This window comes from Brevibacillus centrosporus (assembly GCF_046622605.1).
Lineage (GTDB): Bacteria > Bacillota > Bacilli > Brevibacillales > Brevibacillaceae > Brevibacillus > Brevibacillus centrosporus.
This window is the reverse complement of sequence record NZ_CP176856.1, coordinates 1,568,672-1,587,026: the sequence shown is the minus strand read 5'-3', so window position 1 is coordinate 1,587,026 and position 18,355 is coordinate 1,568,672. Positions and strand designations below refer to the sequence as shown.

17 protein-coding genes are annotated in these 18,355 nt (G+C 53.5%); 1 reads left to right on the top strand and 16 read right to left on the bottom strand.

Annotated elements, in window-relative coordinates; genetic code table 11:
* From ACLIN2_RS08305 to ACLIN2_RS08290, 4 genes are all read right to left on the bottom strand, one after another.
* Window positions 1–1,356 carry a tripartite tricarboxylate transporter permease gene (locus ACLIN2_RS08305; RefSeq protein WP_092266010.1) on the bottom strand — a complete coding sequence of 452 codons (1,356 nt, stop codon included), beginning with the start codon at window positions 1,354–1,356 and terminating at the stop codon, window positions 1–3.
* A complete protein-coding gene (locus tag ACLIN2_RS08300; RefSeq protein WP_092266011.1) occupies window positions 1,356–1,799 on the bottom strand; it encodes a hypothetical protein in 444 nt (147 codons plus the stop codon). The genes ACLIN2_RS08305 and ACLIN2_RS08300 overlap by 1 nt, the downstream gene beginning before the upstream one ends.
* On the bottom strand, window positions 1,789–3,069 hold the full coding sequence (locus ACLIN2_RS08295; protein WP_411503755.1) for a hydroxymethylglutaryl-CoA reductase, degradative: 1,281 nt from the start codon (window positions 3,067–3,069) through the stop codon (window positions 1,789–1,791). The genes ACLIN2_RS08300 and ACLIN2_RS08295 overlap by 11 nt, the downstream gene beginning before the upstream one ends.
* Before the next feature lie 257 nt (window positions 3,070–3,326).
* Window positions 3,327–4,193 (bottom strand): helix-turn-helix transcriptional regulator, encoded by an 867-nt coding sequence (locus tag ACLIN2_RS08290; RefSeq protein WP_411503754.1) that lies wholly within the window; start codon window positions 4,191–4,193, stop codon window positions 3,327–3,329.
* Between the two features lie 146 nt (window positions 4,194–4,339).
* Here ACLIN2_RS08290 and ACLIN2_RS08285 point away from each other — a divergent pair, with 146 nt between their 5' ends.
* Window positions 4,340–5,689 (top strand): MFS transporter, encoded by a 1,350-nt coding sequence (locus tag ACLIN2_RS08285; protein WP_411503753.1) that lies wholly within the window; start codon window positions 4,340–4,342, stop codon window positions 5,687–5,689.
* 87 nt (window positions 5,690–5,776) lie between these two features.
* Here ACLIN2_RS08285 and ACLIN2_RS08280 read toward each other — a convergent pair whose 3' ends face one another.
* From ACLIN2_RS08280 to ACLIN2_RS08225, 12 genes are all read right to left on the bottom strand, one after another.
* Window positions 5,777–6,445, bottom strand: coding sequence for a GntR family transcriptional regulator (locus ACLIN2_RS08280; RefSeq protein ID WP_092266014.1), 669 nt, complete (start codon window positions 6,443–6,445; stop codon window positions 5,777–5,779).
* Window positions 6,446–6,523: 78 nt separating this feature from the next.
* Window positions 6,524–7,078 (bottom strand): Fe-S-containing hydro-lyase, encoded by a 555-nt coding sequence (locus ACLIN2_RS08275; protein ID WP_411503752.1) that lies wholly within the window; start codon window positions 7,076–7,078, stop codon window positions 6,524–6,526.
* A gap of 9 nt (window positions 7,079–7,087) precedes the next feature.
* On the bottom strand, window positions 7,088–7,930 hold the full coding sequence (locus tag ACLIN2_RS08270) for a fumarate hydratase (protein WP_411503751.1): 843 nt from the start codon (window positions 7,928–7,930) through the stop codon (window positions 7,088–7,090).
* A 5-nt stretch (window positions 7,931–7,935) separates the two neighbouring features.
* A complete protein-coding gene (sdhB, locus tag ACLIN2_RS08265) occupies window positions 7,936–8,685 on the bottom strand; it encodes a succinate dehydrogenase iron-sulfur subunit (RefSeq protein ID WP_122959958.1) in 750 nt (249 codons plus the stop codon).
* Window positions 8,682–10,466 (bottom strand): succinate dehydrogenase flavoprotein subunit, encoded by a 1,785-nt coding sequence (sdhA, locus tag ACLIN2_RS08260; protein ID WP_411503750.1) that lies wholly within the window; start codon window positions 10,464–10,466, stop codon window positions 8,682–8,684. Before sdhA ends, sdhB begins: the two co-directional genes overlap by 4 nt.
* A 113-nt stretch (window positions 10,467–10,579) precedes the next feature.
* On the bottom strand, window positions 10,580–11,224 hold the full coding sequence (locus ACLIN2_RS08255; protein ID WP_411503749.1) for a succinate dehydrogenase: 645 nt from the start codon (window positions 11,222–11,224) through the stop codon (window positions 10,580–10,582).
* Window positions 11,221–12,573, bottom strand: coding sequence for an MmgE/PrpD family protein (locus tag ACLIN2_RS08250; protein ID WP_411503748.1), 1,353 nt, complete (start codon window positions 12,571–12,573; stop codon window positions 11,221–11,223). Before ACLIN2_RS08250 ends, ACLIN2_RS08255 begins: the two co-directional genes overlap by 4 nt.
* Entirely contained in the window at window positions 12,570–13,493 is a 924-nt protein-coding gene (locus ACLIN2_RS08245) for an HpcH/HpaI aldolase/citrate lyase family protein (protein WP_411503747.1), read from the bottom strand. The genes ACLIN2_RS08250 and ACLIN2_RS08245 overlap by 4 nt, the downstream gene beginning before the upstream one ends.
* Complete coding sequence (locus ACLIN2_RS08240; RefSeq protein WP_411503746.1) at window positions 13,494–14,672, bottom strand: CaiB/BaiF CoA transferase family protein; 1,179 nt, start codon at window positions 14,670–14,672, stop codon at window positions 13,494–13,496. It lies immediately after the preceding gene.
* A 99-nt stretch (window positions 14,673–14,771) separates the two neighbouring features.
* Window positions 14,772–16,226: an aldehyde dehydrogenase family protein gene (locus ACLIN2_RS08235; protein WP_411503745.1), complete on the bottom strand. Its 1,455-nt coding sequence runs from the start codon at window positions 16,224–16,226 to the stop codon at window positions 14,772–14,774.
* Between the two features lie 28 nt (window positions 16,227–16,254).
* A complete protein-coding gene (locus ACLIN2_RS08230; protein ID WP_411503744.1) occupies window positions 16,255–17,343 on the bottom strand; it encodes a zinc-binding dehydrogenase in 1,089 nt (362 codons plus the stop codon).
* A 25-nt stretch (window positions 17,344–17,368) separates the two neighbouring features.
* On the bottom strand, window positions 17,369–18,202 hold the full coding sequence (locus ACLIN2_RS08225) for an AhlS family quorum-quenching N-acyl homoserine lactonase (protein ID WP_092266025.1): 834 nt from the start codon (window positions 18,200–18,202) through the stop codon (window positions 17,369–17,371).
* Window positions 18,203–18,355 lie beyond the last annotated feature (153 nt).

The window sequence follows — 18,355 nt, the reverse complement described above, 5'->3', positions numbered from 1 at the left end:
TCAAGCTCCAAGCAGTTTTGACATCATGTAGGTGGAGCCGTAGAAGATCATGAACTGTACCCCGGAGCTGACGCCCAGTACGCGGTTCATCAATCCTCCGACTGCTGCCATAGTCAGTGTAAGAATAACCCCAACGAGTTGTGCTTCATGGAAAGCAAGCAGACATGCCAGACCGATGAACATACCGACGATGGCTTCCTGACTGATGTTTTTCATGACAAACACAGTTGCTTTACGTGCGTAGTTCATTGCGAACGGATACGCAATCAATGCAGCGATCACCAGACCGATCAGGCCGTACAGGAAGAACTCCCACGGTGTCAGCATGTTGTGCAAGTTGTTCACAGGATCACTCGTAAAGACAGGTGGTGCGTTGAACAAAGGAGATGCCGGGCCGAGTGCAACTGGGCTGAGCGGAATCCCAAATGCCAGCAAAGGAATGATCGCTTCGGCAATGTAGGTGGACTCGGTGACACCGTTCATGGAAGCCAAGCTGGAGGATGCCTTTTTGTACACACCCTTGTTGCGCGAGCCTACGATTTCCCCCATCAGGGAAGTCATTCCCACAGGGCTGAATGCAAAGGTCAACGAAGAGACAAAGGAAGTCGCTGCCGTGTGAGCCGTCTGTCTGCCTGTCAAAACGCGGAACGGATTGGGAAAATACCCCCTCCAGGATTTCGTTTCCGGTGCGAGGTGATACTCTTTGGCTTTCGAGCGAACCAATGCTTTCCGTGCGCTCGGAGACAAGGAAAACAGAATGTCCGAGAGCATCGGTCCAATCGCGATCCCTAAAAAGAAGCTCGTGCTCAGATGCTTTTCTACTACGCTAAAGCTGAAGGTATCAATACTTTTAATGAAGAAGGCAAACGGGATGATCATCAGGACGCTTACCCATTTTCCTTTGGAGAAGTACGCAATCAGAATGGCAGCCAGCGTAAAGATCAGGCCGGAAGCCGATTTGAAAAAGTCAGCGAACTGACCCAGGAACTGACCGAACAAAACCGCTGTAGGCAGTGCGATGAAAGCGCCGATCAAACCGCCGGACAGCATTTTGCGCAAAGCCACGTGAGGCACGCCCAATCGGCGCAGCGATGATGCGTGGTCGATCAGTGGTACTGCCGTCGTATCGCCCGGGATCCCCATCAGTGCCGTCGGGATCGCGTGCGTAAGGTGCTTGGCCAATACAGCCGCCATGAAGAAGGAGAAAACAGCTTCTGGAGGTGCACCGAGCAAAATGACGAGCAGCGTGAACGGAACCATGATAGCGGTTTCATCTGTACCCGAAACTAGGCCGATCAGGGAGAAAATAATGGCACCCGCCAGTGCGAGCAAAATAGATATCATTAGTACGCTCATTACTCAGTTCGCCCCCCGCTGCGCTTGAATGTTTCCAAAATCCCCAACTCTTCCATCTCTTTTCTTGTGATAGGGTCGTCTTTAATCAAGTCGTACTCCGCTTTCGGATCTACCTGCATGCTGAGCAGAATCTCTTCCAGACCCTCAGAACTCGTTTCCTCTTCTGTCAAAATACGGCTAGGTTTAAACAGGTTGGCACAGATGATCAAGCCAATCACACTGCCCAAGATGCCGAGCAGAAGGGAGTATGATCCAACCATCTTCGCCTCAGCGAACTTGGGGAAAATGCTTTTCCCCAAGAAATAACCGCCGATGCTCAGACAAATGCTGATCACGATTGCCGATAGAATACGGACGGGAACGACTGTGTCCCCTAAAATCTCGATGTATTCTTTCTGCGACGTCGCTTTTTGCTGCTCGTTACGAACCATTTCAGTTTCCATGGACAGCCCCCTCTTGCAATTGTTTGGTCAGCTCCAGAATGCGGTCATAGCGCACATCCTTCTCTTGAATCGCTTGCTTCACGATCTGGTCGATCTGATCATCTTGTGCGCCTGCCATCATGGCAAGGTTGCGTGCATGCAGCGCCATGTGACCTTTTTGAATGCCCTCTGCCGCCAGCGCCCGCATCGCTGCTAGGTTTTGTGCGAGACCTACAGCGGCGATTGCTCCTGCCAGGTCCTCTGCGTTTGTGATGTCCATGACCTTCAGGCCGAGACGAGCCGTTGGATGAGACTTGGTCGCCCCTCCGACAATCCCGACAGCCATCGGCAATTCGATGGTTCCCACCAGATTGCCCTCACGATTCAGCTCCCAGCGAGTCAGGGAACGATAGCGGCCTGTCACAGATGCAAAGGCATGTGCCCCTGCTTCAACTGCGCGCGTGTCGTTACCGGTCGCCAGTACGACAGCGGAAATACCGTTCATAATGCCTTTGTTGTGGGTTGTTGCGCGGTATGGATCGCACTCTGCAAATTCGTAAGCGCGGATGATATTGTCTACGACTTCACTGCCACCCAGCTCTTCCGTCGAGAAGACGGCACGTGCACGCACCAGACGGCGGTCTGCCAGGTTGGAGATGATACGCAGCACGACGCGGCCGGAGGTAATCTCCTCGATATAAGGCGCTACGGCCTCTGCCATCGTATTGACTGCATTCGCGCCCATCGCATCCCGCGTATCTACGAGCAGATGAAGCACGACCATCGGCTGCTTCGCCCGTTCAATCACGTGCACCTCGATGTCAATCGCGCCGCCACCCAAAGAAACGAGCGTCGGGTCTTTTGCATTACAGCGATCCAGAATCTCTTTTTTGTTTTCATAGATTCTCGCCATCGCGCCATATGGATCCGTAATATCTACAACCTGGATCTGTCCTCGCATGATCGAACCGCTCAAGGATGTGTGGAAGCCCCCCAGATCGTAGGATGTACGGGCAGCGTTGCTGGCTGCCGCCACGACTGACGGCTCTTCCGTAGCCATCGGGATGAACCGATCGACACCGTTGATTTTGAAGTTGGTCGCAATTCCCAGTGGAATAGACATCACACCCACGACGTTTTCAATCATTGCATTGGCGGTACGCAATGGAAAAGGAGCTGCTCCTGACAAGATTTGTTTGTCTTCCTCGCTCAGGTTACGTGCCTGCGCTACCTTCTCTAGTCTTTCCTCAGGTGATAGCTTGTAAAATCCGGATACCCGACTGGTAGTCATCTCGCATTCTCCTACTCTACGTTGAATTATACGGGTACATTGCTCACTTCGCCCGACTCTTTCAAAATGAAACGCTTTCATTCGCAAATAAAAACGTTATCGCAAAAAAGAGTCAAGAACTGACTTTGCGCTCACTTTGTACTCGTGTTTCCCTCTATTCAACTTTGTTGAATGACCATATACTACTACAACTTTTCGCGTCTGTAAATGGGGAGCATTCGAAATTGTTCGATAGGTTTCGATACAAAAAAGCGCGATCATAAAGACCGCGCTTTTCTCGACTTATGAATGGGAGAGAAGCATACGTAGCTTGGATGCCGTTTCTCCATCGTCTCTTGGCATGTTGATCGTAACGGTGAGATGAGGGGCATCGGAGAGAAGAAAGGAGACCTGTTCAAATACGAGCTTCCTACGGACGGATGATAGTTGACTTTCAGCCCCTCCGGACCATTCAAAACATCATGCCTCGGCCACCACTCACGAAACTCTTCACTCGCATGGCTCAAATCCTCAATGAGCTCCATCCACCAGGGATCTCCGCTATAGCTTCCATAGCAGGCTCGAAAGTGTGCCAACCGATGCCGGGCATGCCTCTCCCAATTTTCCTGCAGCAGCTCTCGCACGTATGGAGAAGTAAATGTCCGCCAAACCGAATTTCTCTCCCGCGCTGACATCGTTTCATATGTTCCGTATATCCTGCTTGCCACCTGATTCCATCCGACGATATTCAGTCGTGGGTCTGTTACATAGGCAGGACATATCCCCTGAAGATCCAGGAATTGCTGCAGCGCACGGCTAATCTCACTAGCTGGCGGTACCGGATCAGCCGGCAGCTGTTGCAGGGCCAGCAAAAAAAAATGTCTGCGCTCAGTAGCGTCCAGTTGAAGGGCGCGGGCGATGCTTTCGATGACCTGAGTGGACACTTGAATATCCCGTCCCTGTTCCAGCCAGGTGTACCAGTCTACGCTGACACCGGCGAGCTGCGCGACCTCTCCACGGCGCAATCCCGGCGTTCGACGCCTCCCTGCCTGGGGAAGACCAGCCAGCTCTGGCGAAATACGCGCACGCCTCGTTTTTAAAAAGTGAGCAAGCTCCAAGAGTCGTTCTCGATCTCCATGCTCCATTTTTGCACCTGCCATTCCCTTTTGCAGCTATTACACTAGGAGCGTTACTCCTAGGATAAACTGTCATCTTTTTTGGGTTCAACGCTCATTTTACACTTTCCATGCGGGATCGCGTACTCCCAGCTCAATTGGAAAGGGGACTTCCCTTGGAAAGAGAAAAATTATCCAGAGCTCTCCTCCTACTCGGCCTTTCACTCGGCTATTTTATGGTCCTCCTGGATACGACGGTCGTCAGTGTTGCCCTGCCCGCTATTCACAACGATTTAGGGGGAGGAATCATCGGCCTGCAATGGACAGTCAATGCTTATACGATTGTATTTGCAGGCTTGCTCCTCTTGATGGGGTCACTTGCAGACAAGCTGGGAGCCAAACGGGTGTATATCGCAGGCTTGCTCATTTTCCTCGTTGCCTCTGCCATCTCTGCCTTTGTCACCTCGCTCGCAGGACTCATCGTGATTCGAGCCGTTCTAGGAATCGGCGGAGCAGCGCTGCTTCCTGCTTCGCTCACGCTCCTCTCCCATGCCTACCCGGCTTCTGCCGAGCGAGCCCGTGCGCTAGGGATTTGGGCGGCCGTGACCGGACTATCTATGGCTGGGGGTCCAGTCGTTGGTGGTATTTTCGTAGACATGCTAGGCTGGCGTAGTATTTTTCTGTTGAATGTGCCACTTGCCCTCATCAGTTTAGCCATTACGATTCGACTCGTTCGTGAGACTGATCGAAATCCGGGAAAAAGTCTGGACCTGGCTGGCCAAATCACCATTTTTACCGCAATTACCGCCTGGTCCTTTGGGCTGATGGAGGGCGGAGCGATCGGCTGGAGCTCGCCTGTTATCCTCGCTGCATTTGGTATCGCGCTTGCGGCAACTCTCTCGTTTTTGTTCATTGAGACAAAGGTGGCGGCTCCCATGCTCCCTTTACACTTATTTCGTAGACGCAACGTCTCTGTAGGAATGCTTGCCGGTATGGCCATCAACATCGGATTGTCGGGTATCCTGTTTTTGCTTCCCTTGTATTTTCAACAAGTACGCGGGTTTTCCGCTCACCTAACTGGCCTCGCTCTCCTGCCGATGACGATCCCGCTCGCCTTCAATCCGATCGTTACGGGCCGAATCGTCGGGAGGATCGGAGCTCGGCTTCCCATGAGCGCTGGCCTTTTTCTCACAGGACTGGGAGCATGGATGCAAGCCTTGTCAAATAGCGGCACGAGTTACGCCCTTACGCTGGCAAGTTTGTTGCTGATTGGCTTCGGCGTGTCGTTTACCATTCCCTCGCTGATGGCAGCCGTCCTCTCATCTGTTTCCAACGAACAGACCGGCACGGCATCCGGTGCTCTGAATGCATTTAGACAGCTGGGAGCAACGATCGGTGTCGCGATGATCGGCTCACTCTTGAGTGCGAGCCAGTCATTTCTTTTAGGCATGCACGTATCTTTTGTTGTTCTGACTGTTATTTTATTGGGGATAGGCATCGTTTCATTCGCCTGCATCGACAGATAGCTCACTAGGAAATACGTCAAAACGCCGGCAGAAAGAACAGAACAGGCATAGGACCGTTCCCCTTCTGGGAAGCCCTATGCCTGCGTGCTATTGAAGCGATTCCTGCAAGCTTTTGACCAGGTTGTCTCCTGTCCGCTTGATGTGGCCATGAACCAGTCTGCCTGCTTCTGCTGCATCCCCGTTCTTGATGGCATCCAATATCTGCCGATGCTCTTTGTTTGATTTTTCAGTCTGATCACTGAGCATTTGGGGTGTTTGCTGAGGAAAACCGTTCCACAGCGTTTCGATAAATGTCACCAAGCGTTTCCATGTACAGCGGCTGATCAAAAGCCGGTGAAATTCAATATTGCATTCGATAAATACGGTGGAGTCCGTCGATTGCTCCATCGCGACGACCAGCTCTTCCAGCTGTTGGATGTCTTCCTGGCTCATATGCTCGACGCTCATTTCCACAGCCATCCGTTCAAACTGAGCGCGAAGACCGTATATTTCCTGTATATCTTCCACAGACAACGATTTGACGATGGCACCGCGATGCGGCTCGATGATGACCAGACCTTCTGTTTCCAGCTTGCGGAGCGCCTCTCGGACTGGCATACGACTAACACCTAGCGAAGAGGCCAGCTCTTCCTGAACGAGACGTTCCCCCGGCTGGAAATGTCCTCGCAATATCGCTTCCCGCAGAACGCGACACACTTTGATATGCAGCGTATCCAATTCGTGGCTTTCCAACCGCAATTCATATTTTCTGCTCATCTATGGCTCGCCCTTTCGCTTTCACTGTATCTGTCATCCAGATGTTAGAATTAGGATAGGGTATCCGCCTTCCTTTGTCTAGTCATTCCGAGTGGAATCAAGCGATTGCTGATACAGATCCCCACCCACCCCATCATTGATGACGATGACAGGAAATCGTTCCACCTCCAAACGGTAAATCGCTTCTGTACCCAGGTCGTGATAGGCAACCATTTCTGCAGATCGAATCGTCTTGGCGATCAGAGCTCCCGCCCCGCCAATCGCTGCGAAATAGACAGCCTCGGATTGCACGATGGCATTCTTGACTGCCTCGCTCCGGCTGCCTTTTCCGATCATCCCTTTTAACCCCTGTGCGAGCAGGACTGGTGTGTACGGATCCATACGGCTGCTTGTAGTCGGACCTGCTGAACCGATTACCTGCCCTGGCTTGGCAGGCGTCGGACCCACATAGTAAATCGTCTGTCCCGCTAGATCCACAGGCAAGCTGCCACCCGCTTGCAGCGTTTCTGCCATGCGCTTGTGGGCGGCATCCCGTCCCGTGTACATCATTCCGGTTAGCTCCACCCGATCCCCCGCACGCAGTTCCCTGATCTGCTGTTGATTCAGTGGGAGTATGAGTTGTTTGGCTGACATCGGCTCCTCCTACAGCGTGACATGCTTGTGGCGGCTGGCATGGCAGTTGATATTGACCGCGACAGGCAGCCCCGCGATATGGGTGGCGAACAGCTCGACATGGACGTCCAGAGCAGTGGTGCGACCGCCCATTCCCTGTGGTCCTAGCCCAAGCTGGTTGATCTGCTCCAAAAGCGCAAGCTCCAGCTGTGCCGCGTCTTCCCGTTGATTTCGTTCTCCGATTGGGCGAAACAAGGCGCGCTTTGCCAGATAGGCGGACATCTCAAAATTTCCTCCCAGACCAACACCAACTACAACCGGCGGGCAGGCATTCGGCCCCGCAAGCCTCACCGTTTCAAGGACAAACGCTTTGACTCCCTCGATCCCATCAGAGGGCTTCATCATTTTCAGCCTGCTCATATTTTCACTGCCAAAGCCTTTTGCCGTCATATGAATCGTGCATGTGTCGCCTGCCACCAGCTCCACATGGACGATGCCCGGTGTGTTGTCCCCGGTATTTTTACGCTGGATCGGATCGTGAACGATGGAGGCGCGCAAATACCCCTCTCCGTAGCCCCTGCGAACCCCTTCATTGATCGCATCGTACAGGCTCCCTCCGACGATATGGCAATCCTGTCCCAGCTCGACGAGGAAGACGGACATCCCCGTATCCTGGCACATCGGCACCCGTTCAGCTGCAGCAATTTCTGCATTTTGCAAAAGCTGTGACAGCACCTCTTCTGCCACCGCTGATTTTTCCCTTTTTCTCGCTTCCTGCATGGCACGTACGACATCGAACCCCAGATCGACATTCGCCTCGATGCAAAGCTGTTTCACGGCATCGACGATTTGTTCATAGGTCACTTCCCGCATCTGTGTCACCCTTTCAAAAGCTTTCGCAGCATGAAGCGGTTTGCATCCCGATTCAGCTCGGCAAGTGCTGTCGTCAACGGGATTTCCTTTGGACATACCTGCACACAGTTTTGTGAATTGCCGCAGCTTGCGATACCTGCGTTGCTAATGACAGCTTCGAGGCGCTCCTTTGCCATCATCTTGCCGATCGGATGGCTGTTAAAGTACTTGGCCTGTGCCATCGCTTGCGGCCCCAGATAAGGCGAGTGGTCATTGACGTTCGGACAAGCCTCCAGACAGCAGCCGCATGTCATGCACGTCGCGTATTTGTAGGCTTCCTGCTGCTCATCTGGCGCAATGCGCGGACCGGCTCCCAGCGGATAGGTACCGTCGATTGCGATCCAGCCTTTGATTTTTTTCAGGCTATCAAACATGATTTGACGATTGACAATCAAATCCTTCTCCACGGGAAATGTACTCATCGGCTCGAGTACAATCGGCTGCTGCAGACGGTCAATCAGGGCAGAGCAGGCTTGACGTACCTTGCCGTTGATCCGCATGCTGCAAGCCCCACACACCTCTTCCAGGCAATTGTACTCCCAAAATACGGAGCGTACACGCACACCATCTACACGTACAGGATTGCGCTGAATTTCCATGAGGGCCGAGATGACATTCATATTTTTGCGGTACGGGACGTCGAACTCCTCCCAGTACGGCACCTGATCAGCAGCGTCCTGCCGTTTGACCTTGATACGAATGAGCTTCTCTGTCATCGGATGATCCCCTCCTGCTCTTTCGCAGGCTCTACTTCTTTGACCACGTCATATCTTCGCGCTCGCGGTTGAATATGAGAGATGTCTACGTCTTTGTAGTGAAAAATGGGTCCCGCTGCGGTATGCGTTGCCAATGTCGTTTTCAGCCACTTGGCATCATCTCGCTCTGGAAATTCCGGCTTGTAGTGAGCGCCCCGGCTTTCGTTGCGATTACGTGCCCCGAGTGTGATGACGCGTGCGAGCTGCAGCATGTTTTGCAGCTGGCGCGTAAAGGCAACAGTCCTGTTCTGGTAGGAAGAAGTATCGTCGACACCGATCCGCTGCCACCTCTCCAGCAGCTCCTGCAGCTTCTCGTCCGTCTTATCCAAACGATCGTTGTAGCGCACGACTGTCACGTGCTCCACCATCCAGTCGCTCATCTCCACATGCAGCTGGTACGGATTTTCCGGTCCATCCATCCGAATGAGCTTTGCAAAAGCTTCCTCCTGTTTCTTTTGCTCCCTCTCATAAAAATGCGAGGACAAATCCTCTGCACTGCTCGCGAGGCCAGAGACATAGCGCAAAGCGGCCGGACCTGCGACCATCCCGCCGTAAACCGCGGAAACGAGCGAGTTGGCCCCCAGTCGATTGGCGCCGTGGTATTGGTGGTCGCACTCTCCGCAAGCGAACACCCCTTGGATATTGGTCATCTGGCTGTAATCGACCGCAAGACCGCCCATCGAGTAGTGCATCGCAGGGAAAATATGCATCGGGACTTTGCGCGGGTCATCCCCCACAAATTTTTCATAGATGTCCAGAATCCCACCCAGCTTTTCATCCAGCTGCTTCGTCGGGAGATGAGAGATGTCGAGGTAGACCATGTTCTCGCCGTTGATTCCCAGCTTCAGGTCGACACAGACGTGAAAAATCTCGCGGGTGGCAATATCACGGGGTACGAGATTCCCGTAGGCCGGGTATTTTTCCTCGAGGAAATACCAAGGCTTGCCGTCCCGATACACCCACAGCCGTCCGCCCTCTCCCCTCGCCGACTCCGACATCAGCCGCAGCTTGTCGTCTCCTGGAATCGCGGTCGGGTGGATCTGGATGAACTCGGGATTGGCGTAATGCACGCCTTGCTGGTAGGCGATGCTGTGCGCACTCCCTGTATTGATCACGGAATTGGTGCTTTTGCGGAAAATGTAGCCGATGCCGCCTGCCGCCAATATCACGGCATTCGCGCGAAAATGGCGAATTTCCATCGACCGCAGATCCTGTGCCACAATCCCTCGGCAACGCGGCTCGTCATCCAAAATGAGGGACAAAAACTCCCAATACTCGTATTTCTCGATCAAGCCCTCCGCTTCGTACCGCCTGACCTGTTCATCGAGGGCATACAGCAGCTGCTGTCCCGTCGTCGCTCCGGCAAAAGCCGTCCGCGAATACTTCGCTCCGCCCAGCCTGCGAAAATCGATCTGCCCTTCCACCGTCCGGTTAAACTGCACACCCATCCGGTCAAACAGGTAGATGATCTCGGGTGCAGCCTCGCACATCGCTTTCACAGGAGGCTGGTCTGCCAGAAAATCGCCGCCATAAATCGTGTCATCGAAATGCTCCCAGGTCGAGTCCCCCTCGCCTTTTGTATTGACGGCGCCGTTGATCCCGCCTTGGGCACAGACAGAGTGGGACCTGCGGACAGGTACGAGGGAAAACAGCTTGACGCGCCCCCCTTTTTCCGCGATCTGGATCGCTGCCATCAAGCCGGCCAGCCCGCCTCCAATTACGAGGATATCTTCCTTTTTCATCTCTCTCACATCCTTCTTCTCGTCGCAGTAGACAGGCAAGTACAAGGAGGGCTCATTCTGCCGTCCCGAGCCTGCCCACGAATAAATGCGTGAAACAAAGGCGAGGGTGCTCGCTACACAAATGCCAGCATACTCCCCAAGCCAACAACACTGAGCAATGCGAACAGCACCAGCAAAATCCTCCCTGAAATCTGCTGGGCACGCGGTCCTGTCGTGATCCCCCACGTGATGAGTCCCGACCACAGGCCGTTAGTAAAATGGAACGTCACAGAAAGAACGCCCAAGACGTAGAAAGCAAAAATCCACGGATTGAGCAAATGCGCAGAAACAGCGTGAAAATCTACCTCTGTACCAAAAAAGGCGCTCTTTAGCCGGAAGCTCCAGACGTGGTAGACCACGAACAAGAGGGTCACGATGCCGCTTACCCGCTGCAGTAGAAAGCGCCAGTTGCTTCCGTATCCATAGGTGCGGGTATTTGGGCTTGAAAGAAGCGACACATAGATTCCGTAGCCAGCGTGATAGAGCAAGGGAAGCAATATCAAGAAAATTTCCAGTAGCCATACAAACGGGATGCCTTGCAGCGTCGCCACCTGCTTGTCATAGGCGAAAGCTCCTTGTAGTGCGACCGCATTGGAATACAGAAGCTCGATCAAGAAAGCCCCAAGCGGCACGATTCCTGCCAGTGAATGCAGCCGCGAGAGAAGAAAATGTTTTTGAAGCAACGGGGTTGAAGCAGGAAGCGCATTGCTCGAGCTCACACCCATCCCCTCCCCTGTGCAAAGAGAAGCGCCACATCAGGGACTTGCTCCAGCCGCTCGACCATCTGCAAATCGTGCAGAATGCTATCCTGTGGCAGGTCAACACTGAGCGCCAGAAATTTCTGAACGATATCATCGTGCGAAACCGGATTTTCCGGATCTCCCTTGGGGTACTCGGTATGCTTTTTCAAAGTCGTTCCGTCCGTGAAGGTCAGCTCAACAGTCGCCTCCCAGGTCTCGGGATAGCGCGCATCCATGATAGGATCGACGGCAACTTCCACACGACTCATCACTTTGCGGATGGCTGGATCGTAGAGGGCTTCCTCGGAAAAGTCGTGCATACCCGCACTTCCCTTTACTAATGCGAGGGCTGTACAATACTGCAAACTGAATTTGGCGGCATAGACACTCGCGGGACTCGGATTGTCTGTAATCGTCAGTGCCACCTGATATGTCTGGACGCGGACTCGTTCCACTTCACTCCACGATATGGCGTGCTGAGCAATCATTTCGAGGATCAAGTCAATCGCATGGTGCGTATGCCGACAGGAAGCGTGAATTTTAAAGGAATTCTCCATGATTTTGTACGTAGAGCCTAGCCCCTGGGTCATCTGCTCGGCGTTTGCCTCCTGTGACATGGCGCGGACAAAGCCGCGTTTGCCCTCCAGTATTTTGCTGGCTGCCGTAAAGCCCTTCTGCGCCAAAAGCGCTGCCAGAATGCCGTTCATCGCTGCTTTCCCCGGGTGAAGCTGCTTGGACATCGCCCCATCCTCGATAAACTCCCAAAGGCCAGCTGCCTGTGTCCCAGCACTCCCCAAAGCGTGCACCAGCTGTTCTTCATCCAGCCCCAGAAGCTTACCTGCTGCCACCGCCGCTCCAAACGTGCCGCACGTAGACGTGTTGTGCCAGAAATAGTAATGCGACGGCGAAACAGCCTCACCGATGCGATAGCACACCTCGTAGCCTGCTACAATCGCCTCGATCAGCTCCTCCCCGCTTTTTTGCTGCCACTGTGCTACAGCGAGCGCCGCTGGGATTACCACTGTCCCTGCATGGATGATAGATGCTTTATGAATATCATCCAGCTCTACGATATGGCTCGCCGCTCCGTTGACCAGAGCTGCATGAGTCACGGAAGACCTGCCGCCTGTCATAAGCGTGGCTTGCTCGGCTCCCCCGAGTTCAGCTGCTACCTGCGCCATCATTTGAACAGGCGGCTTCTTGGCCCCTGCGTATGCAGAGCCCAGCCAATCCAGTATGCAGGTTTTCGTAAAGGCCACTACTTCTGATGGTAACTGCGCAAATGTCAAACCAGTCACATAACGGGCGAACTCTTTGCTTACGCTCATCGCTCTTCTCCTTGGTTGGAATGTAGGGACAGCTTTCTCTTTCGCGCCTCGTCGACGATTCTTTTTGCCCGTTCATACACAGGCAGATCTACCATTTTTCCGCCTAGCTGGATACTGCCAATCCCCGAAGCCACCGCTGCTTCATAGGCTGCGACGATGCTTTCGGCTTCTCCAAGTTCTTCGCGGCTGGGAGCAAATACATCCCTTACCGCTGCGATTTGACTGGGATGAATGAGCAGCTTTCCCCCGAAGCCGAGCTGCTTGGCGCGCTGTGTTTCGCGAATCAACCCTTCTAGATCACGGAAATGAGGGTAAACGGCATCAATCGGTGCACCGATTCCGGCTGCGCGAGACACGACGACCAGCTGCGATCGCGCGTAGAGCAGCTCCAGCCCATCCGCTGTCAGCTCAGCGGATATATCCAGTGCAAAATCGATCGAGCCGAACATCAGCCTCTGTACTCGCTTGCTCGACCTGGCAATCTCATAGGCGTGGTGCAGCCCGCGTGCAGACTCGATCAGCGGCACGATTTTCAGGGATTCCCGCTGCTGTCCCCTACGACCGTCGCTCGCTTCGGATGACTCCCATTCACTCAGCCATGCATCCAGCCTGACAATCGCATCCGTTTCCTCTGCTTTCGGCAGGACGATCCCACGCAGCTTTGCAGCAAGGCATGCTTTCACATCTTGCTCGAAGTAAGGGGTATCCATCGCATTCACTCTCACGAAACGAGCGGGCGTGTCCGGAGAGGATGGCTTTTGCAGCTCGACTTTTACCAAGTCTCGCGCCATCGCCTTTTCTTCTCGTGCGACGGCATCCTCCAAATCGTAAATAATGGCGTCCACAGGTGATTGCGCTGCTTTCTCCAGCTTCCTCGCATCTGAACCGGGTACAAACATCCATGTGCGGGCGCCTCTCATCTACACGACACCTGCCTTTTGCCACTTACGGATCGTCTGGGCATCAAAGCCGCACTCCAGCAAAATCTTCTCGTTGTGCTGCCCAAGCGCCGGGATCGGTCCCATGCATGGCTCCACGCCCTCCATCGTGACGGGGGGAAGCAAGCTTTGGACAGGGCCTGCCGGAGTCTCCACCTGACGCCAACGATTTCGCGCCTTCAGCTGCGGGTGTTCCCAAAAGTCCTGCACGGTATTCAGTCGAGCGTTGGCGATCTTGGCCTGCTCTAGACGGGCAATGACCTCTTCTGCTGTCAGCTGCAAAAAGACTTCATCGATGATGCCCTGCAGCACGGCTTTGTTTTGCAAGCGATCCGAGTTAGTCGCGAATCTCGCATCATCAGATCTTCCCGGCTGCTGGAGTACCTGATTGCAAAACATCTCCCACTCCCGCTCGTTCTGGATCGCGAGAAAAACGGTTTTGTCATTCCCGGTGCGAAACGGCCCGTACGGATAAATCGTCGCGTGACTCGCTCCGTTTCGCTTGGGCTCGTTTCCGCTGTAATTCGTATAGTAAAGTGGAAACCCCATCCATTCGCCCAATGCCTCAAGCATGGAGATTTCCAACACGCTTCCTTTTCCTGTCCTCGAGCGCGCGATCAATGCTGACAAGATGCCGCTGTACGCGTACATCCCGGCAGCAATATCCGCAACAGAGATTCCTACCTTGGATGGCACTTCCTCCGAGCCTGTCACCGAGACAAGGCCCGCCTCACATTGAACAAGCAGATCATACGCTTTCTTCTCACGATAAGGCCCGTTTTCGCCATAGCCAGAAATGCTGCAAATAATCAGCTGCGGGTACTTCTCCTTTAATACGTCGATGCCAAATCCCAGGCGGTCGATTGCCCCAGGTCCAAAATTTTGGATAAAAACGTCTGCCTTCGCCAATAGCTGGTCGAGTATTTCCTTGGCTTCCGGTTCTTTCACATTCAAGGTCAGCGATTCCTTGGAATGATTGCACCAGACAAAATGACTCGACATCCCATTCACTGTCGTATCGTAGTGGCGAGCAAAATCTCCCACCTTTGGCCGTTCAATCTTGATTACTCTCGCTCCCAGCTCCGCTAGTTGGCGGGTCGCAAAAGGGGCGGCAACTGCCTGCTCCAATGCGACGACTGTGATCCCATCCAATGGGCGCATCCCTATCACCTCTATCTGTATTCTGTGTCAGGATATTGTATTTTGGATCCAATGCTTGTAAGGTCAAACCCCCCGTCTTCCAACGAGGGGTAGACTCGTTTATCCATTTACTTTGATCGCTACGTTCTTCACCTGGGTGTAGTACTTCAGTGCTTCGAGACCTTTTTCTCGGCCAAAGCCGCTCTTGCGATAGCCGCCAAACGTCATCTCGACTCCACCGCCGGCGCCGTAGTTATTGATGAAGACTTGACCGGACTTCACGCGGCTGGCAAGCCAATGCGCCTTGTGAATGTCCGACGTCCAGACGCCTGTGACCAAGCCGTATTCGGTACCATTTGCAATGGCGAGTGCTTCTTCTTTTGTCGTAAACGGCAGCACGACGAGGACCGGTCCGAAAATCTCCTCTTGCGCCAGTCTGCCTTCGGGTTTGACTCCATCGATGACAGTCGGCTGGAAAAAGAAGCCGTCTCCTGCCTCTGTGTGTCGCCGCCCCCCTGTGCGGATGATCGCTCCATCCTCCTGTGCCACCTGCATGTATGACTCGATTCTCGTGAGCTGCTTCTCGGAGATGATCGGTCCGATTTCCGCATTTTCCAGGCCTTGGCCGATTCGTAGCGCAGACATCAGCGAAGCTACCTTCGCTACGAACTCCTCGCGAATGGATTCCTCTACCAAAAGTCTGGACCCCGCCGAGCAAGTCTGGCCCGCATTTTGCGTGATGGAACGCACGACCCAATGAGCGGCCTCATCCAAATCCGCGTCCGCAAACACGATATTCGGCGATTTTCCGCCAAGCTCCAGCGTCACCGGCTTGATTTGCTGGGCGGCCGTTTTCATGATCGTCATCCCCGTCACGACCGAGCCCGTAAAAGTGATATGGTCAATATCAGGATGGGCAGCCAGAGCGGCACCTGCCTCCGCTCCGTAACCGGTTACAATATTGATGACACCCGCTGGAAAGCCAGCCTTTTCACACAAATCAGCAATACGCAGTGCCGTCATAGGGGTATCCTCAGCCGGCTTCATGACCACCGTGTTACCTGCTGCAACCGCTGGAGCCAGACTGCGCACCGCAATCTGAATCGGATAGTTCCACGGTACGATGTGTGCCGTGACTCCCAGTGGCTCGCGGATGGTGTAGTTCAAGATATCGGAGCGGATCGGAATCGTCTCGCCCAAAATCTTGTCGGCAGCCCCTGCGTAGTACTCGCAATAGCGCGCCGCTACTTCTACATCTGCTAGAGCCTGTGCCAGTGGCTTTCCTGTATCCAGCGTCTCCAGATGAGCCAGTTCGTCCTTTTGCTCGCGAATGAGCTGGCACAGGCGCAGCAGCATCCGCCCCCGCTCAGCAGGCAAAATCTCCCGCCATTCGTTCGACTCAAAGGTCGCCCGCGCTGCTTTGACCGCACGATCCACATCGTCCTGATTCCCCCGTGGAAAAGTAGCCAATGCCTCTTTGGTTGCCGGATTGATCGTGGTAATGACATCGCCGGATGCGCTGTCTGCCCAGACTCCGCCAATGTACATCTGCAGTTTCGTTTGCAATTGATTCATTTCCTCTCTCGTCCCCCCCCTGGTTGATCTATCTATTGGCTACGATCGTCGCACGCGTGATTTCCCGTGCCGCCGATTTGTCGAGGGCAATGTTGACATCCTCGAGATCAAACTCCGCATCGAGCAGTTCATCGAAAGGATATTTCTCGATGTTTTTCGAAATAAATTGCAAAGCCTTGTTCAGGTACCAAGGGTCATAGCGCATGTAGGAGTATATCGTCAGGGCTTTGCGCGTCATCAGACCTGGATCAAACGGAGTCATCTGGCCCGGCGAGATGTTGCCGATGCTGATGTATTTGCCGCCGTAGCGAAGCAGATTCACACCCTCGTTCAGAGCGGCTGGGACGCCTGTCAGCTCCATGCAGACATCTGCCCCTTTTCTACCTGTCAGCTCCTGCACGGCTTTTACCCGTTTTTCTACTGTGTCGTACTCCCCCATATGAACGACGTGATCAGCGCCGAATTGTCTGGCTTTTTCCAGACGGCTCGTCACAGAGTCGATGACGATCACTGTCGCTCCGTACTCTTTTGCTACCGCACTGGCATTCAATCCCAATCCGCCTGCTCCCTGAATCACGACAGTATCGCCGCAGCGCACCCCTGTCTTGTCGATCCCGAAATACACTTGGGAAAGCGCGCAGTTGGCACTCGCTGCAGCCGAATCCGGAACGTTGTCAGGCACTTTGTAGAAGTACTGATCTGGCGGCAAATAGTAGTGCGTGCCAAATGTACCATGGAAATGCGGTGCTTCCTCTGGATCCTTTACCCAATGCTTGTAAGCGTTCTCACACAAATTCATTTGCCCCTGCTGGCAAGGCGCACACTTACGGCACGTAATGAAATACGCTGCTGCGACACGATCTCCAATCTGAACGGGATTGCCTGCATAGTCCGTGACTACACCTTCACCAAGCGCTGCGATTTCCCCAACCATCTCGTGTCCCATTACGCCGGATTTTTTCGTAGGGTGATGACCTTGCCAAATATGTAGCTCTGAACCGCACACATTGGTTCGGATCACCTTTACCAAAACGGCACCTGCTCCTGGGTCTGGCAAACCGTACTCCGCAAACGACAGCTTGCCTGGCTCACTCATGACAGCTACTTTCCCTTTCATGCCCAGCCCTCCTTTTTCTATGGAATTACTCGTAGAAGCCTTCTGTCGATTTGATAAACTTCTTGAACTGGTCGTTGTCGTGACCGAACCAGACCTGTGAGTTCGTCCGCTCGGCATACGCCTTGATGCGCTCTACGGTACTCGTAAAGCCGACAGAGTCGTAAATAATTCCTGGTATTTTAATAGGTGGGCCGTAATTTTCAGCAGAGTACACGGCATCTGAAGCCAAAATGATTCCGCCTGCTCCTGGCAGCTCTACGTGCAAGCCGAGCATTCCCCATGCGTGACCTGCACCGAAGTTGAGAATTTTGATGCCATCGACGAGCTGAATTTCCTCGTCTTTCGGGCGGATCGTCTTCCAGTTCAAGCCGTTCCTCACCCACGCATCGATATCCGCCCACACGTAAGCACCCATGTCTTTATTGATAGCATACGTTTTCATCGTGTTCGCCAGCTCATGCTCGTGGACGATGATCGTCGCATTCGTAAACATCTCCAGGCAGCCCGCATGATCGAGATGCAGATGAGAAGCAACGACGTATTTGATATCTTCCGGACGCACTTTCAGCTGCGCGAGACGGTTGATCAGGTAGCATTCCTCGGACATCGCCAGTGGGAACAGCTGCTGAACCCCTTGTGGCCAGCGTCCTTTTTCCCCCATGCCTTCCGGGTTGCAGCCGGTATCAAAAAGAATCTTTCCATCGGGGTGGTCAATCAAGACAGCATAGACTGGAAATTCAATAAACTCAGCAGGAGGATTCGGGTTGAGCACAGATGCCGGATTGTACATCGAGACCATAAAGCCTTTGTCCATTTGCATTCTGCCAGTATCTAGAACGAACAATTTCGGTTTTGACATGAACGTTCATCTCCTTGAAAAGTGATTTCCATTCCTTTTCCCTTCACTAGATCTGCTCTCTTGATGAACCACCTCCAGACATGCCTTTTTCTTCGCGATAAGAGATCCAAAGATGCGCATATATTGAATCCTGTATATTGGATCCAATTATCA

Bases quoted from the DNA above. Each gene is read 5' to 3' on its own strand.
- ACLIN2_RS08290 (WP_411503754.1), bottom strand. From the start codon at position 4,193: ATGGAGCATGGAGATCGAGAACGACTCTTGGAGCTTGCTCACTTTTTA.
- sdhA (WP_411503750.1), bottom strand. From the start codon at position 10,466: ATGAAAAAGGAAGATATCCTCGTAATTGGAGGCGGGCTGGCCGGCTTG.
- ACLIN2_RS08250 (WP_411503748.1), bottom strand. From the start codon at position 12,573: ATGAGCGTAAGCAAAGAGTTCGCCCGTTATGTGACTGGTTTGACATTT.
- sdhB (WP_122959958.1), bottom strand. From the start codon at position 8,685: ATGACAGAGAAGCTCATTCGTATCAAGGTCAAACGGCAGGACGCTGCT.
- ACLIN2_RS08305 (WP_092266010.1), bottom strand. From the start codon at position 1,356: ATGAGCGTACTAATGATATCTATTTTGCTCGCACTGGCGGGTGCCATT.
- ACLIN2_RS08300 (WP_092266011.1), bottom strand. From the start codon at position 1,799: ATGGAAACTGAAATGGTTCGTAACGAGCAGCAAAAAGCGACGTCGCAG.
- ACLIN2_RS08225 (WP_092266025.1), bottom strand. From the start codon at position 18,202: ATGTCAAAACCGAAATTGTTCGTTCTAGATACTGGCAGAATGCAAATG.
- ACLIN2_RS08280 (WP_092266014.1), bottom strand. From the start codon at position 6,445: ATGAGCAGAAAATATGAATTGCGGTTGGAAAGCCACGAATTGGATACG.
- ACLIN2_RS08245 (WP_411503747.1), bottom strand. From the start codon at position 13,493: ATGAGAGGCGCCCGCACATGGATGTTTGTACCCGGTTCAGATGCGAGG.
- ACLIN2_RS08270 (WP_411503751.1), bottom strand. From the start codon at position 7,930: ATGCGGGAAGTGACCTATGAACAAATCGTCGATGCCGTGAAACAGCTT.
- ACLIN2_RS08240 (WP_411503746.1), bottom strand. From the start codon at position 14,672: ATGCGCCCATTGGATGGGATCACAGTCGTCGCATTGGAGCAGGCAGTT.
- ACLIN2_RS08235 (WP_411503745.1), bottom strand. From the start codon at position 16,226: ATGAATCAATTGCAAACGAAACTGCAGATGTACATTGGCGGAGTCTGG.
- ACLIN2_RS08295 (WP_411503755.1), bottom strand. From the start codon at position 3,069: ATGACTACCAGTCGGGTATCCGGATTTTACAAGCTATCACCTGAGGAA.
- ACLIN2_RS08230 (WP_411503744.1), bottom strand. From the start codon at position 17,343: ATGAAAGGGAAAGTAGCTGTCATGAGTGAGCCAGGCAAGCTGTCGTTT.
- ACLIN2_RS08275 (WP_411503752.1), bottom strand. From the start codon at position 7,078: ATGTCAGCCAAACAACTCATACTCCCACTGAATCAACAGCAGATCAGG.